The following is a 22689-nucleotide window of genomic DNA, read 5'->3' as shown; positions in this document are numbered from 1 at the left end:
GGCTATAACAGACTTCTCTAGCCGAATAACGTAAAAATAGCCAATCCATTAGGAAAATCTAAATCTCCAGCACCAAACTCTCCTACACGTATAGGAGCTATAGGAATGGAAATATTATAAATTTCTACCGTGTTATCTCCAGTGTTTGCTACATAAAGAGTCGTACCTGTAATAGCTAACACAGCAGGAGCATTTAAATTTCCTGTATTAAACTCTCCTATACGTACAGGGGCTGTAGGGTTGGTAATATTATAAATTTCCACAGTATTATCACCAGCATTTGCTACATAAAGAGTGGTACCTGTAATAGCTAATCCTGCAGGAACATTTAAATTTCCTGCATTAAATTCCCCTACATGTACAGGAACTGTAGGGCTGGTAATATTATAAATTTCTACTGTGTTATCCCCAGTATTTGCTACATAAAGAGTGGAATCTGTAGTAACCATTCCAGAAGGAGCATTTAAATTTCCTGCATTAAATTCTCTCACATGTACAGGAGCTGTAGGATTTGTAATATCATAAATTTCCACAGTACTATCACCAGCATTTGATACATAAAGAGTAGTACCTGTAATAGCTAATTGATCAGGAATATTTAAATCCCCCGAACCAAATTCCGTCACACGTACAGGAGCTATAGGGTTAGCAATATTATAAATTTCTACACCATTTCCCAAATTCGCTACATAAAGAGTGGTACCTGTAATAGCCAATCCGGCAGGACCCAAACTAGTTATTGATGGAAACTCTCCTACACGTACAGGAGCTGTAGGATTGATAATATTATAAATTTCTATAGTGTCATCGTCGGTGCCACCGTCAGTACTAGATACATAAAGAAATCTAGCTCTTACAATAGGTGGGAAAGCAGCTGGGAAAGCAGGAAAAAATCTACGGCAGTCTCTCTTCTGGAATGACTTTGAAAAATATGAGTTCAAAACAACTCACCTCCTTTTTTTCAAAACTTAATATAATTATTTATATTCGAATCTAGTAATTTTGCTTATACGCTTGTCCACATTTGTCCAATAAAAAAGGATGAATACCCTATACATGTGAGGTTTACATAACCACGCATTATCGGAAGTGGATTCCCTCGGGCATCCGCGCCAACACTGGGTTTCCCTCATTCTCGGACAATAGCAAATATGCAGGATTTTATGCAATGCCAAAGCGGGCGGATTTTGGCCTCCCGATCCTTTGACAAGCCTCCATGCTTTTTGCATAAAATCCTGCATATTTTTTGGTGAACTCCTTTGTTTCCAACGGCTTAGGGGGGTGTTTCTATTTGTCTTAAAGGGGGACCGACGTCAGGATCCCTTTATAAAATATTTTTTAATTAAACGGAAAGATGATTATGTTAATATTCCAGTTTTTTGTTTCTGTCGAAATCTTACATTTTTATATGGTAGAATGTGGTCGAACTCTAAAAATGGTAAAATAAACCATTTTAGAAGGATGGAAGAAAGGAGAATTGTTGTGAAAAAGACATTACATGCAGGGATTTTGTTTTTACTTATCTTTGATCTGTTTAATGTGGCATCATGACAAGAGCATTCGTACTATCTTACGGGTATGGCAAGAATTCGTTACTTTTGGCCGTAAGAGTAAAAATGACATAGAAGATGTCTTATACGTCATTTTTGGATGAGATTGGTATAAAAGATCCCGTAAATCCATCAGTTAACGAAAAGAAAATATGCTTATTAGTGTTATTTGAGAATTATCAACTTGGATGTCTAAAGGAACAATATTAGATAGGGAGGAAAATCAATGTTAGATAAAGTTCGTAATCTAATAAAAGTATGTATTTTTGCTATGGCTAGTATTGTAGTTTGGTTTGGCTTTCAAGGGACCACATTTGCTATCTCAGATTTAAGTAGTTATTATGATGGGAAAAATCCGACAACAACCAAGGTCTATGGAGGAAGTGCTACTTGTGATTCTGATGCCTTTAATGCAAAATCCGCTGGAGTTTATGAAAATGGGAAAAGAGTGGGAACTGTTTATCTTAGGTATAGTAATAAATGCCATGCAGCATGGGCTAAACTTGTGTTGAATAGTCCTGCACCCTCTGTATCTGGAGGGGTATATGCTTATGCTGTTGTTAATAAATACAAAAATGGAGTATTCCAAAAATCAGTAGACTCTAATAGCGGCAATGGAGCGATTAAAACAGGACAAACGAGTACCTATACAGGAATGGTATTTGATGAAACTCCGACCTGGGGGTATACTGCTGATGCTGCAGGGGTTACCGTTAAGTCTGGATATGGAAAGACTGCCCGCTACTAGAAATTCATTTGCAATAAACTGGTATCTTCTAGGAACCTTATTTAAGGAGAGTGAGATTTTATGAAGGCTCTAAAACAAGTTATGTCATATACTTTTTTAACCTTTATGGCCTTTTGTTTCATGTTTGGGACTATTAACTTCCCAGGCAGCCAGGTGTTTGCAGAAAGTAATTCGTATGATGGAAAAAGCCCCTACTATGACAGTTGCGCAAACTCTGCCGTAACCAAAGCGAAAAAATGGATCGATGCCACTTCATATGTAGAGTTAAAGTTTAGTACAAAGTGTAAAACTGCTTGGGCGAAAGTCACTATTACTCGTCCCGCAGTGTATAACTATGAAGCAGATGCTAGAATCGTACGGAATACCGATGGTAAGGCATATACTTGTAATAGCCTAGGTGGGAATGGCGCAGTCAATAAAGGACAAACATCATGTTACACACCTATGGTATATGATTTAGACCCGCGTAAGGCACAAGCCCAAGGAAAGCATGCGATTCCAAATAGTGATGCTTATCATTATGCAGAAACCATTTGGTATTAATAGTGAAATGGATTTTATTGGCTGACCTTTATAAGAGGTCAGTTTTTTTATAAGAGGTACCGCCACATCGCCATCAAGGTTATTATCCTAACGGTTTTTAGAATACTTTATTTACCTTATATTTTTTATTAATACAGCATTCTCACTTTTATGTCCTATGTCGAATGTTCTATAAAACCTTTTTTAAGAATACTCTGGGCAATATAATACTTTTCAATCACAGAGTTATCCCTGTGTAAAATAAAAACACCTGTTAGGGAGAAGATTTAAAGCTGAAAAAAGTATGTGTAATCACCGGTGGCGGAAGTGGAATGGGATTTGCAACCGCTAAAATACTCGGTAAGGAGAACTATTTAATTTTAGCTGACAAGAATCCAAACAATCTTGCTAAAGCACTAGAAGAATTAAAAGCGGAAGGAATCGAGGCGGAGTCCTTTATCTGTGATATTACCGATAAATTTTGTGTAAGTGATAAGGCTAGCTTCTTAACTGGTACAGACATACTTTGTGATGGAGGATGTACTGCTTCTATACCAAAAAACTTTAAGGCTAAGCTGAGTGATTAATAGGAAAGAACACCTAATTAGGTGTTCTTACGTTTTACCCACAATATATTTAAAAAAGAACCTTTTCTTGTTAAATTAACCTGCCCCTTTAGTTCCATGATGATTTTAAGTTAAAAGAAGATATGTAAAAAAGGCTGGAAAACCCAGCCTTTTTCCATAGGAAATAACTATTTCTTTATATTCTCTAATGCTCTATAAGCATTTGCTTCCCCTGCACCAAATAAAGCATCTTGTCCCTGTTTTCCATAGTCCAGGGCTGTTTGTTTAATACGTGCTGTTACTTGTGCGGGTGTATAGTCTGGGCGGGCTGCTTTAATTAACCCTGCAATACCGGCCACTTGAGGAGTAGCCATAGAAGTACCTGCACTTAAAAAATAAGGAGAACCCAAGTAGGAAGGCCAAGTACTGAGGATTAAGTTACTTGGATCAGCATCTGCAGGATCATTTGTTTCTACATATTTGGGTCCAAAATCTCCTCCGGGAGCTGCCACATCAATAGCGCTGTTTCCATAGTTGGAGTAGAAAGCGAGCTGCTGAGTCGACCATCTTATGGAAGCAGATACGTTAATGACTCCTGGAATTTGTGCTGGTACTACAGTAGCTGGTCCCTTTACATTTATTCCATATGGTTCATAGAGCTTGTTTAAGAATTCGTTAACCTCATTCTTGTCATCCAAATTCAAACTTTCATTACCACTACCTGCTACTACAGTTACACCATTCTTTACCGCGTATTGAATGGCTCTTTTCCAAAGTAACGTTTCAGCAATTGACTTATAGCTTTCTCCTTCAATCGACATTTTGGTATTATTATAGAAACGAAGAGACATATTGATAACGTCTACCTTATCATTCGTTGCTGCAATAATTCCCTCTATGATCCAAGACGGTTGTGCAAGAGCCTGTTCCGAATAGAGGACACGATAGGCACGTATTCCTAACTCTGGCCCTACACCTTTCACTTTACCATTAGCTGCAATGGTACCGGCAACGTGTGTACCATGCCCATTACGATCTTTTAAGTCATTAGGATCTCCTGTTTCGGATTCATCCATTCCGGCTGGAACAAGATTACGCCCGCCAATTATATTATTCTTCAAATCAGGATGAGACTTGTCAATTCCAGTATCAATAACCCCCACTACGGCTTTGTGTACTATAACGCCATTTTCGTCTTCATATCCACCTGTTTCTAAATCATATGACTTTCCCGCATTTGTCACTCTTTGGATATCCCATTGTGAATTCCAGTAATTCTCCTGCTCTTGCTGGCTGATTATAGCAGACTCTTGTTTGTAAGGAATCGCTGCTGGTTCGTTTAAGACTAGAGGAATTTCTATATTAGCAGCCTCTATTGAGGAAATGTTCTTTAGATTTTGGAGAAAAGAAAGCTGGTCAGATTGGACCTCTACTCCTCCGACTTCAGGGAAAGTTTTGATGATCTCGCCGCCAGCTTTCTGTATCATTTCTTGATAGTCCTTTGGCAACTCACTTTTAAAGGCTATAACATACTTGTTATTCACCTCCTGATTTGGGCTCTTGGCCTGGGCAGGTGCACAACTGACCGACAATACCCCCACACCTAATGTAACCGAAAACAAAGTATGTAAAAATGTTTTGTTCATAATTATCCTCCTATATTTGGAAATTACCTATCAAACAATATCTTAATATAAAATGAGTTTAATTCCAACTTTTTCTAAAATATTCAATTGGGTTTACATAACAATTAGCATATCATTCAAAAAAATCTTTGGATTTAATAGAATCCAAAGATTTTTTGATTGCCGAGAATTCAGTGTTAGGTTAACTGGAGAGCCTATAGCACTGCCTATGTACAACAATATGTCGCGTCACTAACTGCATCTTCAGGAATATATATTTTATTGTCCTTGATTTTATATGGTATATCGTTTCTTTTGAGTTATCTTCTACATGGATTTTTTTGAACTAACGCTACCCATTAAGATTAATCTATATTTTTTAATCTATTTACTTCATCATATAATCCTAATTTATTCATTTCACTAAGGACCAGTTCTTTTAAATCTAGCTCATTTGAAATTAGGAAAGTAAATTGAGCATCTCTTATGAAAGCTAGTTTACTTTCTGTTGTTGCAGTATTAAAAAAAGATTTTACTTCATTTAAGTTAATATTTATGTCATTTTCAAATTGGTATATGGTATGGTTAATATTGTCACTATTTAAAGCTGTTATTCCTATACCATCAAGAGTTGATAAAACTGTTTGTTCCTTTCTTTCTGTCATTACTTTTCTTTCTACATAATCAAATACATCTTCTATTAATTCACATCCAATGGCGAATTTTATTTTTTCTACTACATAATTTACTTTTTCTGCATATTCCTCATCTTCATTTTCTTCTTGTTTTAATTCTTTGAGTAAATTTATATACTGTTTCTCTTCTTTAATATGATTAAAGTTAGAAATAGTTACTGCACTTTTCATAGTAACAACTAAGCTAACAAACTCCCTTATATTTCTAGCTATAATCTTTATATGTGAACCAAAATCCATTGGACTTATGCATACAACAAAAGCCTTCTCTAAATCAGATACTGTTCCGAAATCGGTTAAGAAGCCGAAATGTATGCCATCACAACCTGTACTTGCAAATGTAATTACATCATAAGGAGTAACATCATAAGCGAGGTAGTCAGATTGTAAAATAAGGCATAATTCTCTATCTAAAGAGTACCCTTCCCTTTCGAGAACTTTCTCTAACTTCTTTAGCTTTTCAAAAGTTGGCGGCATGTTCATATACTTTCCAAGATAACTCATTTTTCCTCCTTATTGTCAGGGGTCAAGGTATTTAAAAAACTGCCAAAAGCCCTCCGATTAAGCGTTCTGAAGGGCTTCGTTTCCACATAATCAGGTATTATCAGGAGTTAATCAATAGCAATATAGATGTCTACCTGGCTATTATTTGTGTCTATGCATCGTTCATCATACAATTCAAAATCAGTTGTAAATTTTCTTTTATTCTCTTTTGACCATTTCCAAATATATTCCCAAGCCTCTGGTACCACTTCCGACAATTTCCCCTTGCGTGTTGTAAATACAGCATATTTTGAGGCTGGAATATTGAATACATTCATGTTTTCAGGGACATGAGCTACTTTATCGACAGGAACGCCAACTGCATAAGTATATGTACCATTTTCATTAGATTCATAGTTGGTATATAAGGCAATTGTTACTTCAGGAACCTGTTTATTTAAAATCTTTTCAGCTATTTGCTCCTTATAGTACGCTTCCCATACCTTAGGTATTTTCCCCTTCTTAGTCATCTCAATTTCATTTTTTGTTTCAGTAGCTAACCCAACTACAAAAAATGAATCCCTTGCAATCAAATTTGGTGAATTCATTTAAACCCCTCCAGAACTTACGTTTGTTTTATTGTATCATTAATTGGAAGATAATTACAAGTTTTCTTATATAGATTGAACTAAAAAATATGTATACCCTATTCATGTGAGGTATACTCTTCTAATAAATATTCTTCAATGAGATCTATGTTTCTTTTGTTTTCTGCATAGTTGATTATATGTTCCTTTTCTTTTAGTTTGATTTTTTCTTTCCTTAATGTAGTAATATATCGTGATAAGAGTGAAAATTCCTAGCAACTCCATAAATAAAAAAATTTACAGCTAAAAAAGACGAGTTTCCTAAAATTTTAATTTTTAAGTTTTTGTAGTTTTTTGTTTTTTTATGTGGTTTTTATTATAAAGTTAAAGAAGTGATTTTACCGAAAAATGAAAACGCTTCATTTAACGGATTTATTGTCAGTAAACAGGAGGAATTCTCATGAAGAAACTATCAAAAAAGAAAAAAGCTGCCCTTACCACACTAGCATTAATGTCTTCTGGAGTTATAGCTATCTCCGCAAATAATACTTATGCATCAAATCCCGTTGAAACTAAGCCAGCTACAACAGCTGATGCAAACGATTCTAGCAAGAAAAAGTTACCTGAAATTAAAATTTTAGCAACGGGCGGCACCATAGCCGGCACTGGCTCTACCTCAACTCAAACCACCGGCTACCGAGCTGGGGTCCTAACTCCAGATCAACTATTGGAAGCGGTTCCGTCACTAAAAGATATTGCTAGCATTTCCACTGAGCAAGTAGCAAGCATCGATTCTGGTACGTCTAATACCAACGCCGTGATGGTCAAACTGGCAAAGGAAGTCCAAAAGACATTGGATGATCCAAAATGTGACGGTGTTGTCATTACTCACGGTACGGACACCTTGGAGGAGACAGCTTACTTCCTCAACCTTACTGTTCATTCTGACAAACCAATTGTCATGGTTGGTTCAATGCGTCCTTCTACAGCACTCTCTGCTGATGGTCCGTTGAATCTGTACAACGCTGTAGCACTTGCTGGTTCTAAAGAAGCTTATGATAAGGGCGTTTTGATCTCTATGAATGGCAAGATCGGAAATGCTCGCGACACCTTTAAAACCAGCACAACCGATGTTGATGCTTTTAATAATCCGGAACTCGGTATCCTGGGGTATATGCAAGATGGTAAACCATACTTCTACAACCTGCCGGTTAAAAAGCACACCAAAGGATCCGAGTTTGACATTCGTAATATTACCGAAGATAATCTGCCGCGTGTTGACATTGTTTATTCGCATGCCAACGATGACCGAGTCTTGGTTGATGCTGTGGTTGAAGCGGGGGCAAAGGGAATTATCCACGCTGGTACGGGTAATGGTTCCGTCCACGAAAAAACACTTCCGGGTCTGCAAGATGCTGTGAAGAAGGATGTTGTTGTTGTTCGTGACACTCGTGTACCAGAAGGTATGGTTACTCATGAACAAATCGACACAGATAATCATTTTGTCAATTCTAACAACATTAACCCCCAAAAGGCTCGTATCCTGTTAATGTTGGCACTCACTAAAACCAATGATCCAAATAAAATTCAAGAGTATTTCAATGAATACTAAGGATCGGTTCGGCTATCGGCAGTGGTTCTGATGCAAACATTTTAGAAGAGATATAAAGAGATAAAAAATTCCCTAGTGGAATCTATTTTATGCTGGAAGGTAAAATAGTTGATGAATAAGGTTCATTTGATTTCGGACAGGCTTCTCCCTTGAAGAGTTTGTCCTTTTTTCATCATATGCATCGCTTCTGCTCCTTGAACTATCCGCTAACGCTCCTTTCCCACAAGGGGACAGGGACTTCCTTTGGCCGAAGGGAGAAGTGTTCTCGCCTATTTTTTGCCAAATTTATAATAAATCTCTTCAGCAAAATGGCAATGAAGGAATGTATTGTTTATTATCACTCGGATCATTAGTTATTAGAGGGCCTATTTTTTACTTCTTCCACTATTGATACCCCTTCACTAGTATCATCTATTGTCCATTGCCATTTCTCATGAAGGCGGATTCGGCCATCATGTAAAATTTCTGGAGTTGAGGTACACATACCACTTCTTAACTGATGTTTATTATTTACTTGGCTATATCGAAAATGAAGACAATTTTCATCGTCTACGATTCCAACTAAACTTCCATATAGAATAGAGCCGCCTTTATAAGTGGCGGATAGTACTTTCCCTTCTTGTTTGTAATGGAAAATTGTATCTGTAGATGTTTCTCCATTTTCAGTGTTGCTTATAGCTTTAAAGATTCGATTATTATAATTGATTTGAACTGATTGTTTCTTTTGCATCACATGAACCTTCTTCCTTTAGTGATAGTTAGATTATGGAAACCCTCTGTATGCCGTATACATGTGAAATTAACATAACCATTCATTATTGGACAAAAGTACAGTCACCTCATTTACTCCATTCTGTTATTTGATACATATAGAGACTTTCGCTTTTTGCAAGTTCAAGAGCCGTTGCCTGCGCCTATTTCCTGAATACTGTGTGCTCCAGGATTTCCACCTGAAAGGGCTGGAGAATTAGAGGGCTCAACAGCCATAATTTGAATAGAAGGGTTAAACTTTCCCCACCCTGCTAATCGTGCCGGCGGTGCCTGCACCGCCAACAAAAATGTCCACCTTTCCATCTGTATCATTTCATATTTCTCTAGCGGTTTTTGTATATAATTCCTTATTTCCCTTATTATACTATCTAGAAGAAGCGGCTTGTTATAAAAATGCTCTCCAGCTAAGTGGTCTGGAGAGCATTGCTTGTTCACATCATTCTTAAAAGCGGACGTTGTTTCTGCTTCAGCAGACTCCACTATAAATTCCAGTTTAGTTTGACTTTACTATAACCTGTTTAAGGACAATCCTTCGAATAGAAGAATGCTTATTCCAGATACTCGAATTAGTCCTTTTAGTAAATATATACTGTCCATCCGTTATATCCCCTGTTCGAAACATTCGTTTCCTAATTAATTGTACCGTGTGAGGAAAGGGAAGAATGAAATAAAGAAATTTTCTTATTTAAGTAACGTGGCAAGAATATTGAAAAGGTATAATTTTCCAAAGGCATCGACTAAACCAGTTAAAAGGCGAAGACATCAAAAAATTTTTTTCATTTTAAATGAACTTTTTTGCTCTCTTATTTGTATAGCTTAGGAAAGAAGATAAATGAGAGGTGTTTTAATTGGATATTGGTTGGATTGTTTCACTGATTGTTACAGGTTTTTTAATGGTTTTGATTTTTGCGATTGCTATTCCAATGGATCACAAGTATATTGTCCGTGAAAATGGTAAAATCAATTATAAGAAAACGAAATTATTTTTGCGTTGGAATTTATTTGATACACTTACGCTAAGCCTAGCCGTCTACTCCATGATCTGTGTTCAAACTCTTAATATTTTAATCTCCAGTGGTGAGACGATTGAGAATGTTTTTGTACAGTTTTTTACAAACCAGGCACAAGTCTGGACAGTTGTATCAATTATTTACTTAATTGTCCGGGTGTCTATGACTTTAAAAGCTATAAAGGAACGCTGGGGCGATGACATTGATTGAACGTGAAGACGAATTGATGATCGCTTATCAAAATGGAGATGACGAAGCGTTAGAAGGCATTTACACCCTTATAAAACAGCCTCTTTATTCGTTTGTTTTCCGTTATACAAGAGATGAGCAATTAAGCATTGATATCGTTCAAGATACGTTTGTCAAACTACAACGTTACAGGCACTACTATAATCCAAGCAAAGGAAAACTAAAATCATTTCTTTTTCAAATGGCGTACCGACTAATGATAACGAAATTAAACCGGCGCAAAAAATGGCGTAACCTTTTGCCCTTTCTCACTCCGATCATGAACGAGGAATTTCATCATGCAGATCGAATTACGATTCGGGATGCAGTGGCAAAGCTCCCTGAAATACAGCGTGCGGTTGTTTTACTTTTCTACTATCACGATATGACATATGAAGAAATTGCTGAAATCCTTGAAATTCCTAAAGGGACAGTTAAATCAAGACTACACAAGGCAATCCAAAAATTAAAAGAAGAATTGGAGGGAGATGATTATGAGTCAAGATCCCTTTAAAAAGGAGCAACATCTGCGTACGAAGTTAGATGAATATCACGTAAATATTCCCGACTTCCCTATGAAACCTAAACGGTGGGAACGATTCATCGATGTTCTAGCTTCACCCGCACAAAACCCCCTTGATTCAATAATTTCAACAACTAATGGGTTTATGATGTTAAAAATCGCACCTATAATAGGAACAGTTGTACTCGTATTTATACAATTTTTACTTTTCTTGTAATAAATATTAATATGAATTCAACTTCATCTTGGGCAGACTTCACCTACAGGTGAAGTTGTCTTTTTTTCATCATATGCATAGCTTCAACGCCGCTCAATATAGAAGCGGCTGTTGCATACGACTTTTGCTCTAATTTTCTCGTTGAACAAGAATCAATATTTGAATCTAGGGTCTTCTTTTATATTCAAGACGATTTTATCCAAATCAGATGATTGTAAATTGGTTGTATGATAGAAAAAGCGTTCATCTATCTGTTCTCTTTCAAATTCCCCCATCAGTTCCAAACACCTTGTTCCCATCTGATATTCCTTACTTCTCAACGCATCCCTGCGCAATAACTCATTACTATGTACCCATAAGACAACGTATATGATTTCAACATTCTTAACTTCTGCGTAAAGTCTTTGGGAAAACTTTTCGATTTCTTTTGGAAAAACAACATAATCAATCACAACATCTTTATTTGCTTGAATAAAATTGATACTTAAGTCAGCTATATTTTCCCATATTAGCGATAACAACTCTTCACTTTCCCAAGGTGGCAGGTATCCACCAATAACCATATGGTTGATTACATCTCCTTCAATATAGGCACTATGTTCAAGGGATTCGGCAAGTCTTTTGGAAGTTGTAGATTTTCCTGCCCCTGCTGGACCAGTTATAATATAAATTCTTTGCATAAATTTCCCTCCTTGTCACCCTATACCTTCAAGTTAGCACTACTATATTCCTGCTTCGTCCGAATGTACAAATTTTGAGTGTATATGGTATTTGCATCAGGTCGTACATTATCAGGAGTCAATGTATTTAGGAGACTGCGAAAAGTCCTGCAGATCACTTAACTTTTTCTTTCCTTAATGTAGTAATATATCGTAGTAAGAGCGAAAATTCCTAGCAACTGCATAATCACAAAACTTGTCATAAACTTGTCACCCTTTTTTCTATACTTTTATCGCCCACATTCCCAGCCTTCTTAGTGTTTGTAAAAATCATGAACAATTTTTTGCGATCTAACCAGATTAAAATTGAGCACATAATAGTTAATACAGTACTTAGGTCCTGTACGCCGATATCAAAACAGTAATTTATCATCATAACATTGATTACAATCGGAAAATAACAAATAGCTCCTAGCGTTGCTGTCCTCGGAATCGCAATTAAAATAGCAGAAATGACTTCACCTAGTCCGATAAATATTTCATAAGTACGAGAATAACCAAAAAACGTCCAAGCCATGACAAATCCTTCTCCATTTATCGCTGCAATTTCTGGAGTGGGAGCGCCAAATTGTCCTACAGCTAATTTAGCTGCTCCATAAATAAGGAAAATTATAGCTAAAAAAAGACGAAATGTAGTTGGAATAGACTGCTTAAGTACAGACCCTAGTCTACTGTTGTTCATTTTGTGCACCTTCCTTCTTGTTATCGATATGCAAAAACCTTTTACGAATCTCTGGGGCAGGAATTATACAAATTTCTTGTTTTCTAAAAAAATTGTATCGATGTTTCGCAAACCAACGGTATAATATATCTCGAATTGGTTTAGGAAAAAGGATTAGGACATATAATCCTTTCCATAATCCATCCAATTTTTTGCAAATGCGAAGTACTGCAGTTGACTCTGTAAATAATTGTTTTTTCTCGATCAAAACAATGGAATCTAGCCGAGAAGCAAAAGGGTGATCGGCAAGCATTGATTTCGCTATACTTGATTGCAGCGATGCAAACCGAAAATGGCCTTTGCGATCACGCTGAATAATAAACTGCACAGACTGATTGCAAAAATTACACTCTCCATCAAAGAAAATAATAGAGTGTTTATATAGATCAACTAGGCTGCGATTCATCAGTCCTTCTCCTTTTCTTAATATTCTCCAATAGGGATCTCGTCATCTATCAAGTTAATACAAAATCATCTCTTTAGAACACGGAAGGATTTACTCTTTCTATACAGTATTTAGGAAGGATAGCTTTTTTAATAAAGTGTTTTATTTTCAGTTGCATTGTATCTATTCTCCCATGAAGTACAAAATTACAAATAATATACGCTAAACTGATAAGGTGATTGTAAGGATTCTCTGAACTTATCCCTTTCTACAACAGATTTTATATTTATTTTAAAAATAATTTTAATCCCTCTCCATCGATTTTCCTTACAATACACAAATAAGAATGACAAAAATGTCACTTAAGAATTTCACCTTATCAACAGTAAAACTGAAAATGCGTTTAAAGGGTAGAAGAGGAAACAAAAAGAGCCAGCGTATGCCAGCTCTACTTAACAATAATCTTTGTTATTGGTAGTCATATTGAAATGACTCTGCTACCTGAATAAACTTGTCCTTTGTTGTATCCCTGCCTTGCATATAACAGTATTCTAACCTATCTTTTTGAGCGCCTTCGAAAGGATGCACTACTGCTTTACTTAGTATTTTTATCTTTTAACTCTAAATAAACTGCTGCCATATCTAATTTTGCTTTTCCATTTTCTTTTGCAGCATGATAGGTAGTATTCGTTGCTTCAGCAAGCGGCAATATTGTTTCCATACGGTCTGCCTCAGCTTGTATGAGACCTAAATCTTTAGACATGAGTTCTAACATAAATGCAGAAGGGAATTCCTCTTTGCGGTACATATCTTTTTTTCCTTGGAATAGCGGAGTATTCATTCCAGACAGGGAGATCATATCCAATACTTTTTCTTTATCTAATCCTGATTTCTCTGCAAATAATAATGTTTCTCCGATACCTTGTCCTATAATGCCTAGTAACAAATTAATCGCTAATTTTGCAGAACTGCCTTTTCCATTAGAACCAAAATGAATGGTTTCTTTGCCTAAAATATTAAAATAGGGCTGGCAAAGTTCTATAGCCTTCTTTTCTCCGCCCGCCAGTATAACTAACTGGCCTGCTTTTGCAGCTCCTACTGAACCAGATACTGGTGCATCTAAGTATATGCCGCCTTTTTCTGATACCAATTTCGCAAATGACAATGAATCTTCTGGTGAAATTGTACTCATGTCTACTACCGCTTTACCTGCTCTTATGGCTTGTAATACTCCATTGTCTTGAGTTAGTACAGCCTGTACAGCATTAGAGTCCGATAACATGATAAATGTAATATCTGATTGTTCTATTATTTCTTTTGGTGAGTTTAGTTGAGCTGCTCCTGATTCTACCAAAGATGTTGTTTTTTCTTGGGAACGATTATATACATTCACCTTGTATCCTGCTTGTAAAAGATTCATTGCCATAGGTGCTCCCATATGACCTAATCCAATCCATCCTAATGTATGCATTTCTATGTCACCTATCTAATTTTATTTTAAAATCCACGCTAAGAACCCACTATAACAAGATCGCCATCTCCTACGAAGTGGCGATTTGTTTACCTCTTCCTATGCTTCTTGGTCTTTTCCACTTTTATACTTTGGGAACAGAAAACTAAATAATTCTTTGGAACAGAGTATATTCTCAGCCTCCATAGCCTGAGAGATAATACCCAAATTGTTCGTTGCTCCCTTCCCCCTTTTAAACCACTGTCTCTCAAATCTACAAATCAAGAATTCTCGATATGATTACGGTAAAAATTATCGACAAATCGCTAATTGTCGATAATTAAGGTAATAATAACAACCAAATCCTTACTGGATTTTGGCTGTTATAATTCTGTTTGAATAAATTTACCAAGATTTTTTATGGCCTCCTCATCCCTTTTGTAAAAAGTCCATTTCCATCGTTTTGAGGATAATTCATGATGGCTATGCCACTGAACCCCAACTTAGAAAAAAATGATGAAAATGAATTTTATACAATATTTTTTTCCATCCATACTACGTCAAAATTGTTTTCTTTTTTCTTTCCTATACTATGAAATCTTCCACACTCTGAAAAACCATTTTTTAAGTGAAATTGAATACTAGATTCATTATAGGAGGAGATACTAGCTAAAATTTTCTTAATCCCTCTTTTTCGTCCTTCTTTCTCTAACAAATTAAGTGCTAATTTCCCAACACCTTTTCCTAACCGATCCTTTGCTATAAAGTATGTAATTTCTGCTGTTTCTCTGAATACAGATAGAGAGCTATAAGGTTTTAAGAAACAAAAACCAATTACTTTATCTTCGGTGCTATCCTTTATTACGTAAGCTGGATAACCCTGAGATATAGCCATAAATCTTTCCGCAAATTCATAGGGTATTTTCTCTTCAAGATATGCTGCATAGCTATGCTCTACATAGTAATTAAATATATCGAGTATATCCTTACTATATGTAATTGTCATATCTTCAAATGTTATGCTCATTAAGGTTTATCCCCCTTTTTTTTGTATAAAATTACCATAAGATAGAATGAATTTCAATACTACTGTTTGCTGTTTTTTCTAAGTGAAGAAAGCCCTTTGAGGGAAACTTCAAAGTTTTATTTGTCTTTATTTGGTAAAAAACATTATAAAAACAACCTATATTAAACCTATTGAGAGGTGTTAGTCGTGTATTTAAGCAGAATTTCAACCAATAAAGACAAGATTGTATATATGAAAGGCATATTAACAACACTCGAAAAATTCAGGCGTTTCAGAGTTATTTATGTGTTTTTAAATCTCCTAATTTCGCTATATAATCTATTAAGAAATGAAGGATGATAAGTGGCAAAATTGAACCTAATCCAATATACAGAATAGAAAATAGAATTCCGAAAATGGTTGTTCTTAAAACTCCTGTTAGTAAACCTTGATAGGTGTGAGCGAGTCCAAACAATAAGGAGGAAAAAAGTATAATTACCCAAATCGAGAAGCTTGGAAATAAGTATGCCAAAGCAAAAATTAGAAACCCTCTATATATAATCTCCTCAGTGACTCCCGCTGTTAGCGAAACGTAATTCCATAGTTTTTTCTCTTTATTAGTAATAGGGAGTATCTCTGAAAATCCCGCTTTTTCCCACTCCTTTTCCTTCGCCCTCGATATTTGCGTTCTAACTTTGTCACTAAAGTGATAACCAATCAAGTAATACAAGATAGCAAATAAATAAAGTAACGCTATGCCAAATACAGCATAAGTTATCCATGGACCAAATGTCTTTATATTTATCATTGGGATTGTTAATCCAATATGAGCTAAAGTCAGTTTCGTGAAAGCAGCCAGGAGCAATATAAAAATAGTAGGAACCCATAGACCCACAATTGAATTTATATAGTATCTTGATCTTGCGTTTTCATTTTCTTTCACGTTAGCTTTGAATTTTTGAAAATCGAAATAACCAATAATCGGTTCATATAATAATACGAAAATTATTACTAACCAAAACCCAAATTCCAAATAAATCACCCTATTCCTCATTCATTTTAATTTCACGATGATTTTAAATAGCTCCTCTTATCTATATTGTACCATTCAGAAGAAGTGATTTGTTATAGGGATTTGGATGTATATGGTATTCATGTCAAATTAACATAACACGGAATTATCGGGATTCAATGTATTTAGGAAACTACTAAAACCCTTCAGTTAAGCGATCTGAAGGGCTGTTGTGTCCATATAATTAGCGTTCTCGGAAGTTAAAAGTTTTTTTGCTATGCTAATGACAATCTACTAAAAAAGGATACCTTTTAGTGGGTTATTCAGTTAAAGTAACCGTTTAAGAAACGATTTATACAAAATAGAATTAAAACGAGATCATTGCCCCTCTTTCATCAAATACGGCTGTTGGATTCCATGCTACTTCCCAAAGATTGTTTTCAGGATCAGCAAAATACGCTGTTCTCCCTCCCCAAAAAGCATCGCTTGGTTCCCTAAGAATTTTGCCGCCTGCATTTCGAATCTCGTTAATAGTTTCATCGACTTGTTCAGGCCTATCAACATTTATGGCAAATGTCACTCCGCGAAAATTTTCCGTGTTTTGCGTAATTTGAACTCCAGCATCTTTTGCCAATTCCTCAATTGGAAAAATAGAAAGGATAACGCCTGATGTTTTAAATGCTGCATAATTATCTGAGCTTATCTCTGTTTCCTCCCACCCTAGATTTTTATAAAATGCACGAAGAACAGGTAAGTTGTAGGCTCCAATTGTTATCAAACTGACTCTTTGCATAACCATAATAATTGCCTCCCAAAATTTAATTGAATCTTATTTCCTTATTGTACCATCTGGAAGAAGCGATTTGTTGTGCATTTTTGGATGTTATACATTGCTAGAGAAAAACGGGCGAAAGTCGCACAGGCATGAGAAGAAAACCATCTTTGATATTCTTGGAGTTGTGTATGAGCGAAGTGAGATAATAAAGAAAGCTACATAATTTTTAAAAATATGCAAAATACCCATTTACATCCATAGTGTAACTGTGTATTATTTAACTAGAACACCAAGACAATATCACACTAAGGAGGTGACGTTCTATCATGTTTACATTTGATCCAAACATACCCATTTATATACAAATTATGAATTACGTCAAAAAAGAAATTGTCACAGGCAGGCTGCAACAAGGAGAGAAGCTGCCATCAGTGCGCGAGTTGGCTGGGGAGCTACAGACAAATCCAAATACAGTACAGCGGGCATTGCAGGAGCTGGAGCGTGAGGGAATTGCAGAAACGAGACGCGGCACAGGCCGTTATGTTACACAAGAGAGGGAGAAAATTATGGAGATGAAGAGGGAGATGTCAAAGGATCTCATTGATGCGTATATAAACGGCATGCAGGCACTTGGGTTTTCGGAGGAGGAAATGCTGACATTAATTCGATCTTCACTGCACAAAGGAGAGGAACAAGAATGACACCATTAATTGATATGAGGCATGTTACAAAGCGTTATGGGCAAAAGACAGCGTTGCGTAACGTGAATATACGTATAGAATCTGGAAAAATTATTGGATTAATCGGCAGCAATGGCAGCGGAAAGACAACCTGGATGAAGCTGCTGGCAGGTCTCGTTCAGCAAACAGAGGGAGAGCTATATGTAGACGGAAAGAAGATCGGCAAGGAAACAAAGGCGATTGTTTCATATTTGCCTGACAGTCCCCACTTTGATAATTGGATGAAGGTTGAGGATGCTCTTCGCTTTTACGGGTACTTTTATCCGGATTTTGAGATGGATGCTGCGTTGGCAATGCTTGAGGAAATGAAGATTGGAGAAAAAGATAAAATCTCCTCGCTCTCAAAGGGAGCAAAGGAAAAGCTATATGTTATCGTTACATTGGCACGGAGGGCAAAGCTATATTTACTTGATGAACCTCTTGGAGGTATTGACCCGCTTGCGCGGGAACAAGTGCTGCAAATGATTCTTAATCATTACCGAGAGGACAGCACAATTATTATTTCGACCCATCTTATTTCAGAGATTGAAAGAATGTTTGATGAAGTGATTTTCTTGAAAAATGGTGAACTTGTACTGCATGAAAATGTGGAGCAGTTGCGCATGGAACAGGGCAAAGCTGTGAATGAACTATTTCGGGAGGTATTTGAGCGATGATAGCAACACTGCAATATGTATATCACAGTAACATTCGCCGGTTATCTATTTTGTTTTTGGTGTTTATCGGCATACAGGTGCTTTTATTTTTAAATATGAAGGTGTTTCATCTTTTCCACATGCCTACTATAGCAAGGGATAGATTAAGTTTGGGACTCTTTTGTTTGTCGAGCATCATTTGTGGTGTATGGATTTTCTCTCAGGCAATTGCGACGTTTCGCCGTCTTAGCCGACAAACAATGCTACGAACGGCACCAATTGCAACATCAGCCTTTATCATTGCACCGTTGCTTTTCTGGATTATTGGTATTGCTGTACTGGGAGTGGCAGCGGCTGTAACACTTTCTCTGTACAGCTATACAGAGGCACGTACATTACTGAATGAACCATGGCAATATATACAGGCACTCGGATTGCAAAATATTATTATTATTCTGCTAATTTTTGGATCAAGCTGTCTGCTGCTTTCAGCGATTTTCTTCTGTATAGCACTCGCAAAATCTATCCCTGTAAAAAAGGGTTGGCAAGTTATCCTTGCTTTTGTGTTCTTTTTGCTTGTTTCGTCAGCTAGTGTGTGGCTAAGCGATTTTACAATAGGTATTGGACCTTCTTACACGGTAATATCAGCAATGGATGTGCAGCGAGGTGGAGTGCACATTATGATACATGAATTAAAATTTAGTATACTTACAAGTCTATTTGATTGGCTCACATTTGCTATATTTTTGTTCGGAACAGCTTACTTAATTGATAGACGGATAGAGGGATGAGGTGAAGACAGGCGTAACACTCCTGTCTTTTTCAATCTCAAAAAATTTGACACTCTCACCCGTAAACAGACAAGCATGGCTCATGCCAGTGGGATTCTTGCTACTAAAGACCGATTGCATTTCTGCTACGGTTGACATGCGAGATGGAGTGTGCCATCACCCCTGCCGTACAAGTCATGCTTGTGCAGCAATGCCATGATAGTTTAAATTTTATTTCCAATGGTATCACCTTTTTTCTTTGTATATATTATCAACCTATAGTTCTAAAAATTTATACCGTATTTTTTCCCTTGTAATAAAATAGCAACCCCCTCCCGTTCTGGAGAAAGGATCATCTCTTTTTGCAAGTACAGCCTTTAGGAGAAAAAACAAGCCGCTTACAAACGCAATGAGAAAAATGAAGAGAATTAATTGATAAATAATTGTTCCCCCAGACATGTTAATACCCTCCTTTTTCTCTAAATTATATCATTAGGATGGTACAGTTATAATAAATTTTTCCTGTATAGGATATAAATGTTAACATAATCAAGTGTTCCTGGAAGTTGCTTTTGCTCCCTTTTAATCTATAAATATTATCCCATATCTCCAAGATAAGTTACCGACTTCTTATTTCTAAGAACATATTCTGTTAAGAACGGTATCATTGCTTTGGGGTAAAGGTTTGTGTTTTGAAGATCTTCTAAAGGCAGCCATTCTAGGCCTAATTGATCAGGATCAAGTTCTGTACCCTTTCCGAAAGAACTGTCATCGCCAGGATACAGACATTCAAAAAGATGCACAACGACATGTACATTACTGTCCCACTCGGCATGTTCATGATTCTTTCCTATGTACTCACTTACAAATAACAAATCTCCTGCTTTTACTTTTAAACCAGTTTCTTCTAAGCATTCTCTGACAACAGCTTCTTTTAGAGTTTCCCCTGGTTCTTGACCACCGCCAGGTAGGATATTCATAAACTTGTTATAGTCATATTTCTTAATCGTTAATAGGTAGTTCTCTTTAATTATAACTGCCTGCACTGAACTTTTAATTTTCATTTATAGTTCCCTCTCTCAATATTGGTATAGGCTTTATTGACACTCTACGTTTCTTACTTCCTGTACGTTCTTTAACTAAAGAAGTTTGAATACTGTATACATGTGAAGTGAACATAATCACGCATTATCATAACAAAAAGCTGTCATTGGGCAGCTTTTTGCTATGATAATGCAAATTTTAGAAATTATCTCGAAGCGTATTCCTCTAATAAACGTTCTTCAATGAGGTCTATATTTCTTTTACTCTTCGCATAGTTAATTATGTGTTTTTTTATATTTGGATACAGGACAATATTATGTAATTCAGCTAGTGGTATCCATTTTACATCAGTTTGATTTGGATCAGGATTAGCAGGCATTTTTGGTATAGAAGCATCTTTGATTGTACATTCAAACATTAGACCTAAAGAGTGTGTTGTTCCATACTTATTAGAGTTTAGATGCGGCGCATATTCATAAGCAAATGCTAATGGACCTACTTCTACATCAATTGATGCTTCCTCCTTTGCTTCTCTTTGTACGGCTTCCATAATTGTTTCATTAGGATCTACTCCACCTGCTGGCAAATTATAATGGAGTCCGTTTTCATCATTAAATTCAATTAAGAGAATTGAATCGTTTTCTATAATAACCGCTCCTGCCCTTATCCTAATATGATAAGCCATTAATTATCTCCCGCCCTTTGAAAATGTTATTGGTTTATTTTACCTTAATTTTAATATTCTTTGTTGCGTAATTGATCTGTTTTTTCCAGTGGAAGAAGAATGTATATTATACTCATAGTTAGTTAACATGATAGATAATTATCGGGAGTCAATGCTGCATTTACATCCATCTTGCCACTCAAGTTTGCGGAGTTTGAAACCCCATTGTCTTTATGAAAGATAGTAAGATACTGCAAGTCGTCCTTATACTTGTATGTCTGCAACAGTTCTTTGTCGGAGTCATAATAAACTGTAGAAATTACAGTTTTGGTAATGGTTCTTATCATAGTTTGGGTGATTTCATATCTTACTCCGCTTTTATAAATGTATCTTAAAAATGCTCCAGAGTTAACCAACCATGCGGAACCAAACAGTAACTCAGGAGTCGCTCTCTTGAAAAACTTAAAATCAGAAAAAGAGACACTGTTTAATTTGAAAACAGTGTCTCTTTCATTATTGCAAATTATTTAGAAGGGGTAAAATTAACTTTCATCGCTTGTGCCATTAAAACAGGGATATCGGTATTTTGGTGCAAGCCGCGGAATAGGTCAGAACCTGGACCAAAGGCATAAAGCGGAATATCTACGCCAGTGTGCTGAAGGCTTGTCCATCCTACAAGAGCACGTTCAGAGATCACTTTGTTAATGGCGATATCTGGTTTTTGGGCAGATTTGATTTTTTGCGCTTCTGCGTCTGTTAGGTCAATCGCAGTATACTGTTTAGATGCAGTTGCTGTTTAACTTCTTGTACGCATTGCAATACCTAAATCTACTCCTAATACATGATTTTCTTCATATTATCCTAATCTTAGCTCTTGATTTATGTATTCTAGTAACTTAGTAGAGTTTTATTCGAGCCGCTGCGGATTATTTCCACCATATCCTATTCTTTAGAATCTTTACGTATTTCTCTCACTACATGGGATATCTCTGGAATAATGAGCTTTTCCATTGCTAATTTGACTGCACCGCTGGATCCTGGCATAGAAAAAATAGCTGTATCATTAGCAACTCCAGCAATGGCTCTGCTTAGAATGGCTGCAGAACCTATATCTTCTAAATAACTAAGCATACGGAACACTTCACCAAATCCATTTAGTTCTTTTTCTAATAGATCTCGCACAACTTCTACTGTGACATCCCGTTTTGCAATACCTGTTCCACCATTTATCAAGATGACATCAATTGTAGGATCTTCGCATCCGTTGGTAATTGCTTTCCTTATTAAATCATAGTCGTCAGTGACGATCTCATAGTTACGAATCATATGATTATTTTCTTCTAGCATATGTATAATCATGTTTCCACTTCGATCTGTCTCTTGTGTACGTGTATCACTGACTGTAACTACTTGACAATTAACCTTTTTGGGTGCTTCTTTCTTATGTTCCTGAACACTCATACTTTTTCTCCTATATCTTTAGCTTTGTAAACCTTGAAATTTTTTAGAAGTTAACTCTTTTCACTGATGACTAGTGTAATTAATTCCTTTTTCTACCTTTTCAGAATTTCTTATAAAAGTAGAAATGAATTTTTATAGTAATTCCAATTAGCTGCGCTGCTAGCCAAGAA

28 protein-coding genes and 2 pseudogenes are annotated in these 22689 nt (G+C 36.2%); 10 read left to right on the top strand and 20 right to left on the bottom strand.

The annotated features are described in order from the left end of the window. Positions 1–17 precede the first annotated feature (17 nt). Positions 18–941, bottom strand: coding sequence for an LVIVD repeat-containing protein (locus AC6HZ4_RS08375; RefSeq protein WP_497494523.1), 924 nt, complete (start codon positions 939–941; stop codon positions 18–20). A gap of 835 nt (positions 942–1776) precedes the next feature. Here AC6HZ4_RS08375 and AC6HZ4_RS08370 point away from each other — a divergent pair. The 3 genes from AC6HZ4_RS08370 to AC6HZ4_RS08360 all read left to right on the top strand — a co-directional run bounded on the left by AC6HZ4_RS08370 (position 1777) and on the right by AC6HZ4_RS08360 (position 3407). Then, positions 1777–2298 carry a DUF2690 domain-containing protein gene (locus AC6HZ4_RS08370; protein ID WP_497494522.1) on the top strand — a complete coding sequence of 174 codons (522 nt, stop codon included), beginning with the start codon at positions 1777–1779 and terminating at the stop codon, positions 2296–2298. A gap of 60 nt (positions 2299–2358) precedes the next feature. Further along, entirely contained in the window at positions 2359–2841 is a 483-nt protein-coding gene (locus AC6HZ4_RS08365; protein ID WP_497494521.1) for a DUF2690 domain-containing protein, read from the top strand. A gap of 272 nt (positions 2842–3113) precedes the next feature. Next, positions 3114–3407, top strand: coding sequence for an SDR family NAD(P)-dependent oxidoreductase (locus tag AC6HZ4_RS08360; RefSeq protein ID WP_497495647.1), 294 nt, complete (start codon positions 3114–3116; stop codon positions 3405–3407). Between the two features lie 167 nt (positions 3408–3574). Here the strand turns inward: AC6HZ4_RS08360 and AC6HZ4_RS08355 are convergent, their stop codons facing one another. The 4 genes and pseudogenes from AC6HZ4_RS08355 to AC6HZ4_RS08340 form a co-directional block, all read right to left on the bottom strand. Continuing rightward, positions 3575–5032 carry a S8 family serine peptidase gene (locus AC6HZ4_RS08355; protein ID WP_497494520.1) on the bottom strand — a complete coding sequence of 486 codons (1458 nt, stop codon included), beginning with the start codon at positions 5030–5032 and terminating at the stop codon, positions 3575–3577. Between the two features lie 206 nt (positions 5033–5238). After that, positions 5239–5331: pseudogene (locus AC6HZ4_RS08350) on the bottom strand (hypothetical protein); the annotation flags it as partial. 45 nt (positions 5332–5376) lie between these two features. After that, positions 5377–6210: a hypothetical protein gene (locus AC6HZ4_RS08345; protein WP_497494519.1), complete on the bottom strand. Its 834-nt coding sequence runs from the start codon at positions 6208–6210 to the stop codon at positions 5377–5379. Between the two features lie 107 nt (positions 6211–6317). Then, complete coding sequence (locus AC6HZ4_RS08340) at positions 6318–6797, bottom strand: GyrI-like domain-containing protein (protein ID WP_497494518.1); 480 nt, start codon at positions 6795–6797, stop codon at positions 6318–6320. A gap of 439 nt (positions 6798–7236) precedes the next feature. On the opposite strand from AC6HZ4_RS08340, the gene AC6HZ4_RS08335 reads away from it, so the two are divergent. Beyond that, a complete protein-coding gene (locus tag AC6HZ4_RS08335; protein WP_497494517.1) occupies positions 7237–8388 on the top strand; it encodes a type II asparaginase in 1152 nt (383 codons plus the stop codon). 349 nt (positions 8389–8737) lie between these two features. Here AC6HZ4_RS08335 and AC6HZ4_RS08330 read toward each other — a convergent pair whose 3' ends face one another. After that, positions 8738–9118 carry an avidin-fold protein gene (locus tag AC6HZ4_RS08330; RefSeq protein WP_497494516.1) on the bottom strand — a complete coding sequence of 127 codons (381 nt, stop codon included), beginning with the start codon at positions 9116–9118 and terminating at the stop codon, positions 8738–8740. 164 nt (positions 9119–9282) lie between these two features. Continuing rightward, positions 9283–9639: a hypothetical protein gene (locus tag AC6HZ4_RS08325; protein ID WP_497494515.1), complete on the bottom strand. Its 357-nt coding sequence runs from the start codon at positions 9637–9639 to the stop codon at positions 9283–9285. 368 nt (positions 9640–10007) lie between these two features. Between AC6HZ4_RS08325 and AC6HZ4_RS08320 the strand changes: the two genes are divergently transcribed. Genes AC6HZ4_RS08320 through AC6HZ4_RS08310 form a run of 3 tightly spaced genes read left to right on the top strand, consistent with a single transcriptional unit; the run spans position 10008 to position 11137 of the window. Beyond that, positions 10008–10379, top strand: a complete 372-nt coding sequence (locus tag AC6HZ4_RS08320) for a group-specific protein (RefSeq protein ID WP_497494514.1) — start codon at positions 10008–10010, stop codon at positions 10377–10379. Then, positions 10366–10911, top strand: coding sequence for an RNA polymerase sigma factor (locus AC6HZ4_RS08315; RefSeq protein ID WP_497494513.1), 546 nt, complete (start codon positions 10366–10368; stop codon positions 10909–10911). The genes AC6HZ4_RS08320 and AC6HZ4_RS08315 overlap by 14 nt, the downstream gene beginning before the upstream one ends. After that, positions 10892–11137 (top strand): hypothetical protein, encoded by a 246-nt coding sequence (locus AC6HZ4_RS08310; RefSeq protein ID WP_497494512.1) that lies wholly within the window; start codon positions 10892–10894, stop codon positions 11135–11137. Before AC6HZ4_RS08315 ends, AC6HZ4_RS08310 begins: the two co-directional genes overlap by 20 nt. Before the next feature lie 43 nt (positions 11138–11180). On the opposite strand, the pseudogene AC6HZ4_RS08305 reads toward AC6HZ4_RS08310, so the two are convergent. The 8 genes and pseudogenes from AC6HZ4_RS08305 to AC6HZ4_RS08270 form a co-directional block, all read right to left on the bottom strand. Then, a pseudogene (locus AC6HZ4_RS08305) lies at positions 11181–11261 on the bottom strand (IS6 family transposase); the annotation flags it as partial. A 28-nt stretch (positions 11262–11289) separates the two neighbouring features. Further along, positions 11290–11817, bottom strand: a complete 528-nt coding sequence (locus AC6HZ4_RS08300; protein WP_497494511.1) for an AAA family ATPase — start codon at positions 11815–11817, stop codon at positions 11290–11292. A 238-nt stretch (positions 11818–12055) separates the two neighbouring features. Further along, complete coding sequence (locus AC6HZ4_RS08295; protein WP_497494510.1) at positions 12056–12538, bottom strand: hypothetical protein; 483 nt, start codon at positions 12536–12538, stop codon at positions 12056–12058. Continuing rightward, positions 12525–12983: a thiol-disulfide oxidoreductase DCC family protein gene (locus AC6HZ4_RS08290; RefSeq protein ID WP_497494509.1), complete on the bottom strand. Its 459-nt coding sequence runs from the start codon at positions 12981–12983 to the stop codon at positions 12525–12527. The genes AC6HZ4_RS08295 and AC6HZ4_RS08290 overlap by 14 nt, the downstream gene beginning before the upstream one ends. Positions 12984–13557: 574 nt before the next feature. Further along, positions 13558–14433, bottom strand: a complete 876-nt coding sequence (locus AC6HZ4_RS08285) for an NAD(P)-dependent oxidoreductase (protein WP_497494508.1) — start codon at positions 14431–14433, stop codon at positions 13558–13560. Positions 14434–14941: 508 nt separating this feature from the next. After that, positions 14942–15439, bottom strand: a complete 498-nt coding sequence (locus AC6HZ4_RS08280) for a GNAT family N-acetyltransferase (RefSeq protein WP_497494507.1) — start codon at positions 15437–15439, stop codon at positions 14942–14944. A 277-nt stretch (positions 15440–15716) separates the two neighbouring features. Further along, a complete protein-coding gene (locus tag AC6HZ4_RS08275; RefSeq protein ID WP_497494506.1) occupies positions 15717–16451 on the bottom strand; it encodes a CPBP family intramembrane glutamic endopeptidase in 735 nt (244 codons plus the stop codon). Between the two features lie 346 nt (positions 16452–16797). Then, complete coding sequence (locus AC6HZ4_RS08270; protein ID WP_497494505.1) at positions 16798–17229, bottom strand: VOC family protein; 432 nt, start codon at positions 17227–17229, stop codon at positions 16798–16800. A 302-nt stretch (positions 17230–17531) separates the two neighbouring features. Between AC6HZ4_RS08270 and AC6HZ4_RS08265 the strand changes: the two genes are divergently transcribed. The 3 genes from AC6HZ4_RS08265 to AC6HZ4_RS08255 are packed head-to-tail and all read left to right on the top strand — an operon-like array spanning position 17532 to position 19371. Continuing rightward, positions 17532–17906, top strand: coding sequence for a GntR family transcriptional regulator (locus tag AC6HZ4_RS08265; RefSeq protein ID WP_497494504.1), 375 nt, complete (start codon positions 17532–17534; stop codon positions 17904–17906). Beyond that, a complete protein-coding gene (locus tag AC6HZ4_RS08260; protein ID WP_497494503.1) occupies positions 17903–18601 on the top strand; it encodes an ABC transporter ATP-binding protein in 699 nt (232 codons plus the stop codon). Before AC6HZ4_RS08265 ends, AC6HZ4_RS08260 begins: the two co-directional genes overlap by 4 nt. Continuing rightward, entirely contained in the window at positions 18598–19371 is a 774-nt protein-coding gene (locus AC6HZ4_RS08255; RefSeq protein WP_497494502.1) for a hypothetical protein, read from the top strand. The genes AC6HZ4_RS08260 and AC6HZ4_RS08255 overlap by 4 nt, the downstream gene beginning before the upstream one ends. 255 nt (positions 19372–19626) lie before the next feature. Here the strand turns inward: AC6HZ4_RS08255 and AC6HZ4_RS08250 are convergent, their stop codons facing one another. The 5 genes from AC6HZ4_RS08250 to AC6HZ4_RS08230 all read right to left on the bottom strand — a co-directional run bounded on the left by AC6HZ4_RS08250 (position 19627) and on the right by AC6HZ4_RS08230 (position 22519). After that, positions 19627–19809: a hypothetical protein gene (locus tag AC6HZ4_RS08250; RefSeq protein ID WP_497494501.1), complete on the bottom strand. Its 183-nt coding sequence runs from the start codon at positions 19807–19809 to the stop codon at positions 19627–19629. 137 nt (positions 19810–19946) lie between these two features. After that, the gene (locus AC6HZ4_RS08245; protein WP_497494500.1) at positions 19947–20414 is read right to left on the bottom strand and encodes an NUDIX domain-containing protein; all 468 of its coding nucleotides are present in this window, start codon (positions 20412–20414) and stop codon (positions 19947–19949) included. A 185-nt stretch (positions 20415–20599) separates the two neighbouring features. After that, positions 20600–21079 carry an NUDIX domain-containing protein gene (locus AC6HZ4_RS08240; protein ID WP_497494499.1) on the bottom strand — a complete coding sequence of 160 codons (480 nt, stop codon included), beginning with the start codon at positions 21077–21079 and terminating at the stop codon, positions 20600–20602. A 502-nt stretch (positions 21080–21581) separates the two neighbouring features. Beyond that, a complete protein-coding gene (locus AC6HZ4_RS08235; protein ID WP_497495646.1) occupies positions 21582–21824 on the bottom strand; it encodes an alkaline phosphatase in 243 nt (80 codons plus the stop codon). A 176-nt stretch (positions 21825–22000) separates the two neighbouring features. Beyond that, positions 22001–22519 (bottom strand): MogA/MoaB family molybdenum cofactor biosynthesis protein, encoded by a 519-nt coding sequence (locus AC6HZ4_RS08230; protein ID WP_497494498.1) that lies wholly within the window; start codon positions 22517–22519, stop codon positions 22001–22003. Positions 22520–22689: the final 170 nt, after the last annotated feature.

Source organism: Ectobacillus sp. OTK, from assembly GCF_059698935.1.
This window is presented reverse-complemented; position numbering and strand designations above follow the sequence as displayed.

Coding starts and splice junctions, on each gene's coding strand:
- AC6HZ4_RS08310 (WP_497494512.1), top strand. CDS start 10,892: ATGAGTCAAGATCCCTTTAAAAAGGAGCAACATCTGCGTACGAAGTTA.
- AC6HZ4_RS08230 (WP_497494498.1), bottom strand. CDS start 22,519: ATGAGTGTTCAGGAACATAAGAAAGAAGCACCCAAAAAGGTTAATTGT.
- AC6HZ4_RS08335 (WP_497494517.1), top strand. CDS start 7,237: ATGAAGAAACTATCAAAAAAGAAAAAAGCTGCCCTTACCACACTAGCA.
- AC6HZ4_RS08315 (WP_497494513.1), top strand. CDS start 10,366: ATGACATTGATTGAACGTGAAGACGAATTGATGATCGCTTATCAAAAT.
- AC6HZ4_RS08370 (WP_497494522.1), top strand. CDS start 1,777: ATGTTAGATAAAGTTCGTAATCTAATAAAAGTATGTATTTTTGCTATG.
- AC6HZ4_RS08340 (WP_497494518.1), bottom strand. CDS start 6,797: ATGAATTCACCAAATTTGATTGCAAGGGATTCATTTTTTGTAGTTGGG.
- AC6HZ4_RS08280 (WP_497494507.1), bottom strand. CDS start 15,439: ATGAGCATAACATTTGAAGATATGACAATTACATATAGTAAGGATATA.
- AC6HZ4_RS08260 (WP_497494503.1), top strand. CDS start 17,903: ATGACACCATTAATTGATATGAGGCATGTTACAAAGCGTTATGGGCAA.
- AC6HZ4_RS08250 (WP_497494501.1), bottom strand. CDS start 19,809: ATGTCTGGGGGAACAATTATTTATCAATTAATTCTCTTCATTTTTCTC.
- AC6HZ4_RS08255 (WP_497494502.1), top strand. CDS start 18,598: ATGATAGCAACACTGCAATATGTATATCACAGTAACATTCGCCGGTTA.
- AC6HZ4_RS08330 (WP_497494516.1), bottom strand. CDS start 9,118: ATGCAAAAGAAACAATCAGTTCAAATCAATTATAATAATCGAATCTTT.
- AC6HZ4_RS08300 (WP_497494511.1), bottom strand. CDS start 11,817: ATGCAAAGAATTTATATTATAACTGGTCCAGCAGGGGCAGGAAAATCT.
- AC6HZ4_RS08290 (WP_497494509.1), bottom strand. CDS start 12,983: ATGAATCGCAGCCTAGTTGATCTATATAAACACTCTATTATTTTCTTT.
- AC6HZ4_RS08365 (WP_497494521.1), top strand. CDS start 2,359: ATGAAGGCTCTAAAACAAGTTATGTCATATACTTTTTTAACCTTTATG.
- AC6HZ4_RS08240 (WP_497494499.1), bottom strand. CDS start 21,079: ATGGCTTATCATATTAGGATAAGGGCAGGAGCGGTTATTATAGAAAAC.
- AC6HZ4_RS08265 (WP_497494504.1), top strand. CDS start 17,532: ATGTTTACATTTGATCCAAACATACCCATTTATATACAAATTATGAAT.
- AC6HZ4_RS08285 (WP_497494508.1), bottom strand. CDS start 14,433: ATGCATACATTAGGATGGATTGGATTAGGTCATATGGGAGCACCTATG.
- AC6HZ4_RS08345 (WP_497494519.1), bottom strand. CDS start 6,210: ATGAGTTATCTTGGAAAGTATATGAACATGCCGCCAACTTTTGAAAAG.
- AC6HZ4_RS08295 (WP_497494510.1), bottom strand. CDS start 12,538: ATGAACAACAGTAGACTAGGGTCTGTACTTAAGCAGTCTATTCCAACT.
- AC6HZ4_RS08355 (WP_497494520.1), bottom strand. CDS start 5,032: ATGAACAAAACATTTTTACATACTTTGTTTTCGGTTACATTAGGTGTG.
- AC6HZ4_RS08245 (WP_497494500.1), bottom strand. CDS start 20,414: ATGAAAATTAAAAGTTCAGTGCAGGCAGTTATAATTAAAGAGAACTAC.
- AC6HZ4_RS08270 (WP_497494505.1), bottom strand. CDS start 17,229: ATGGTTATGCAAAGAGTCAGTTTGATAACAATTGGAGCCTACAACTTA.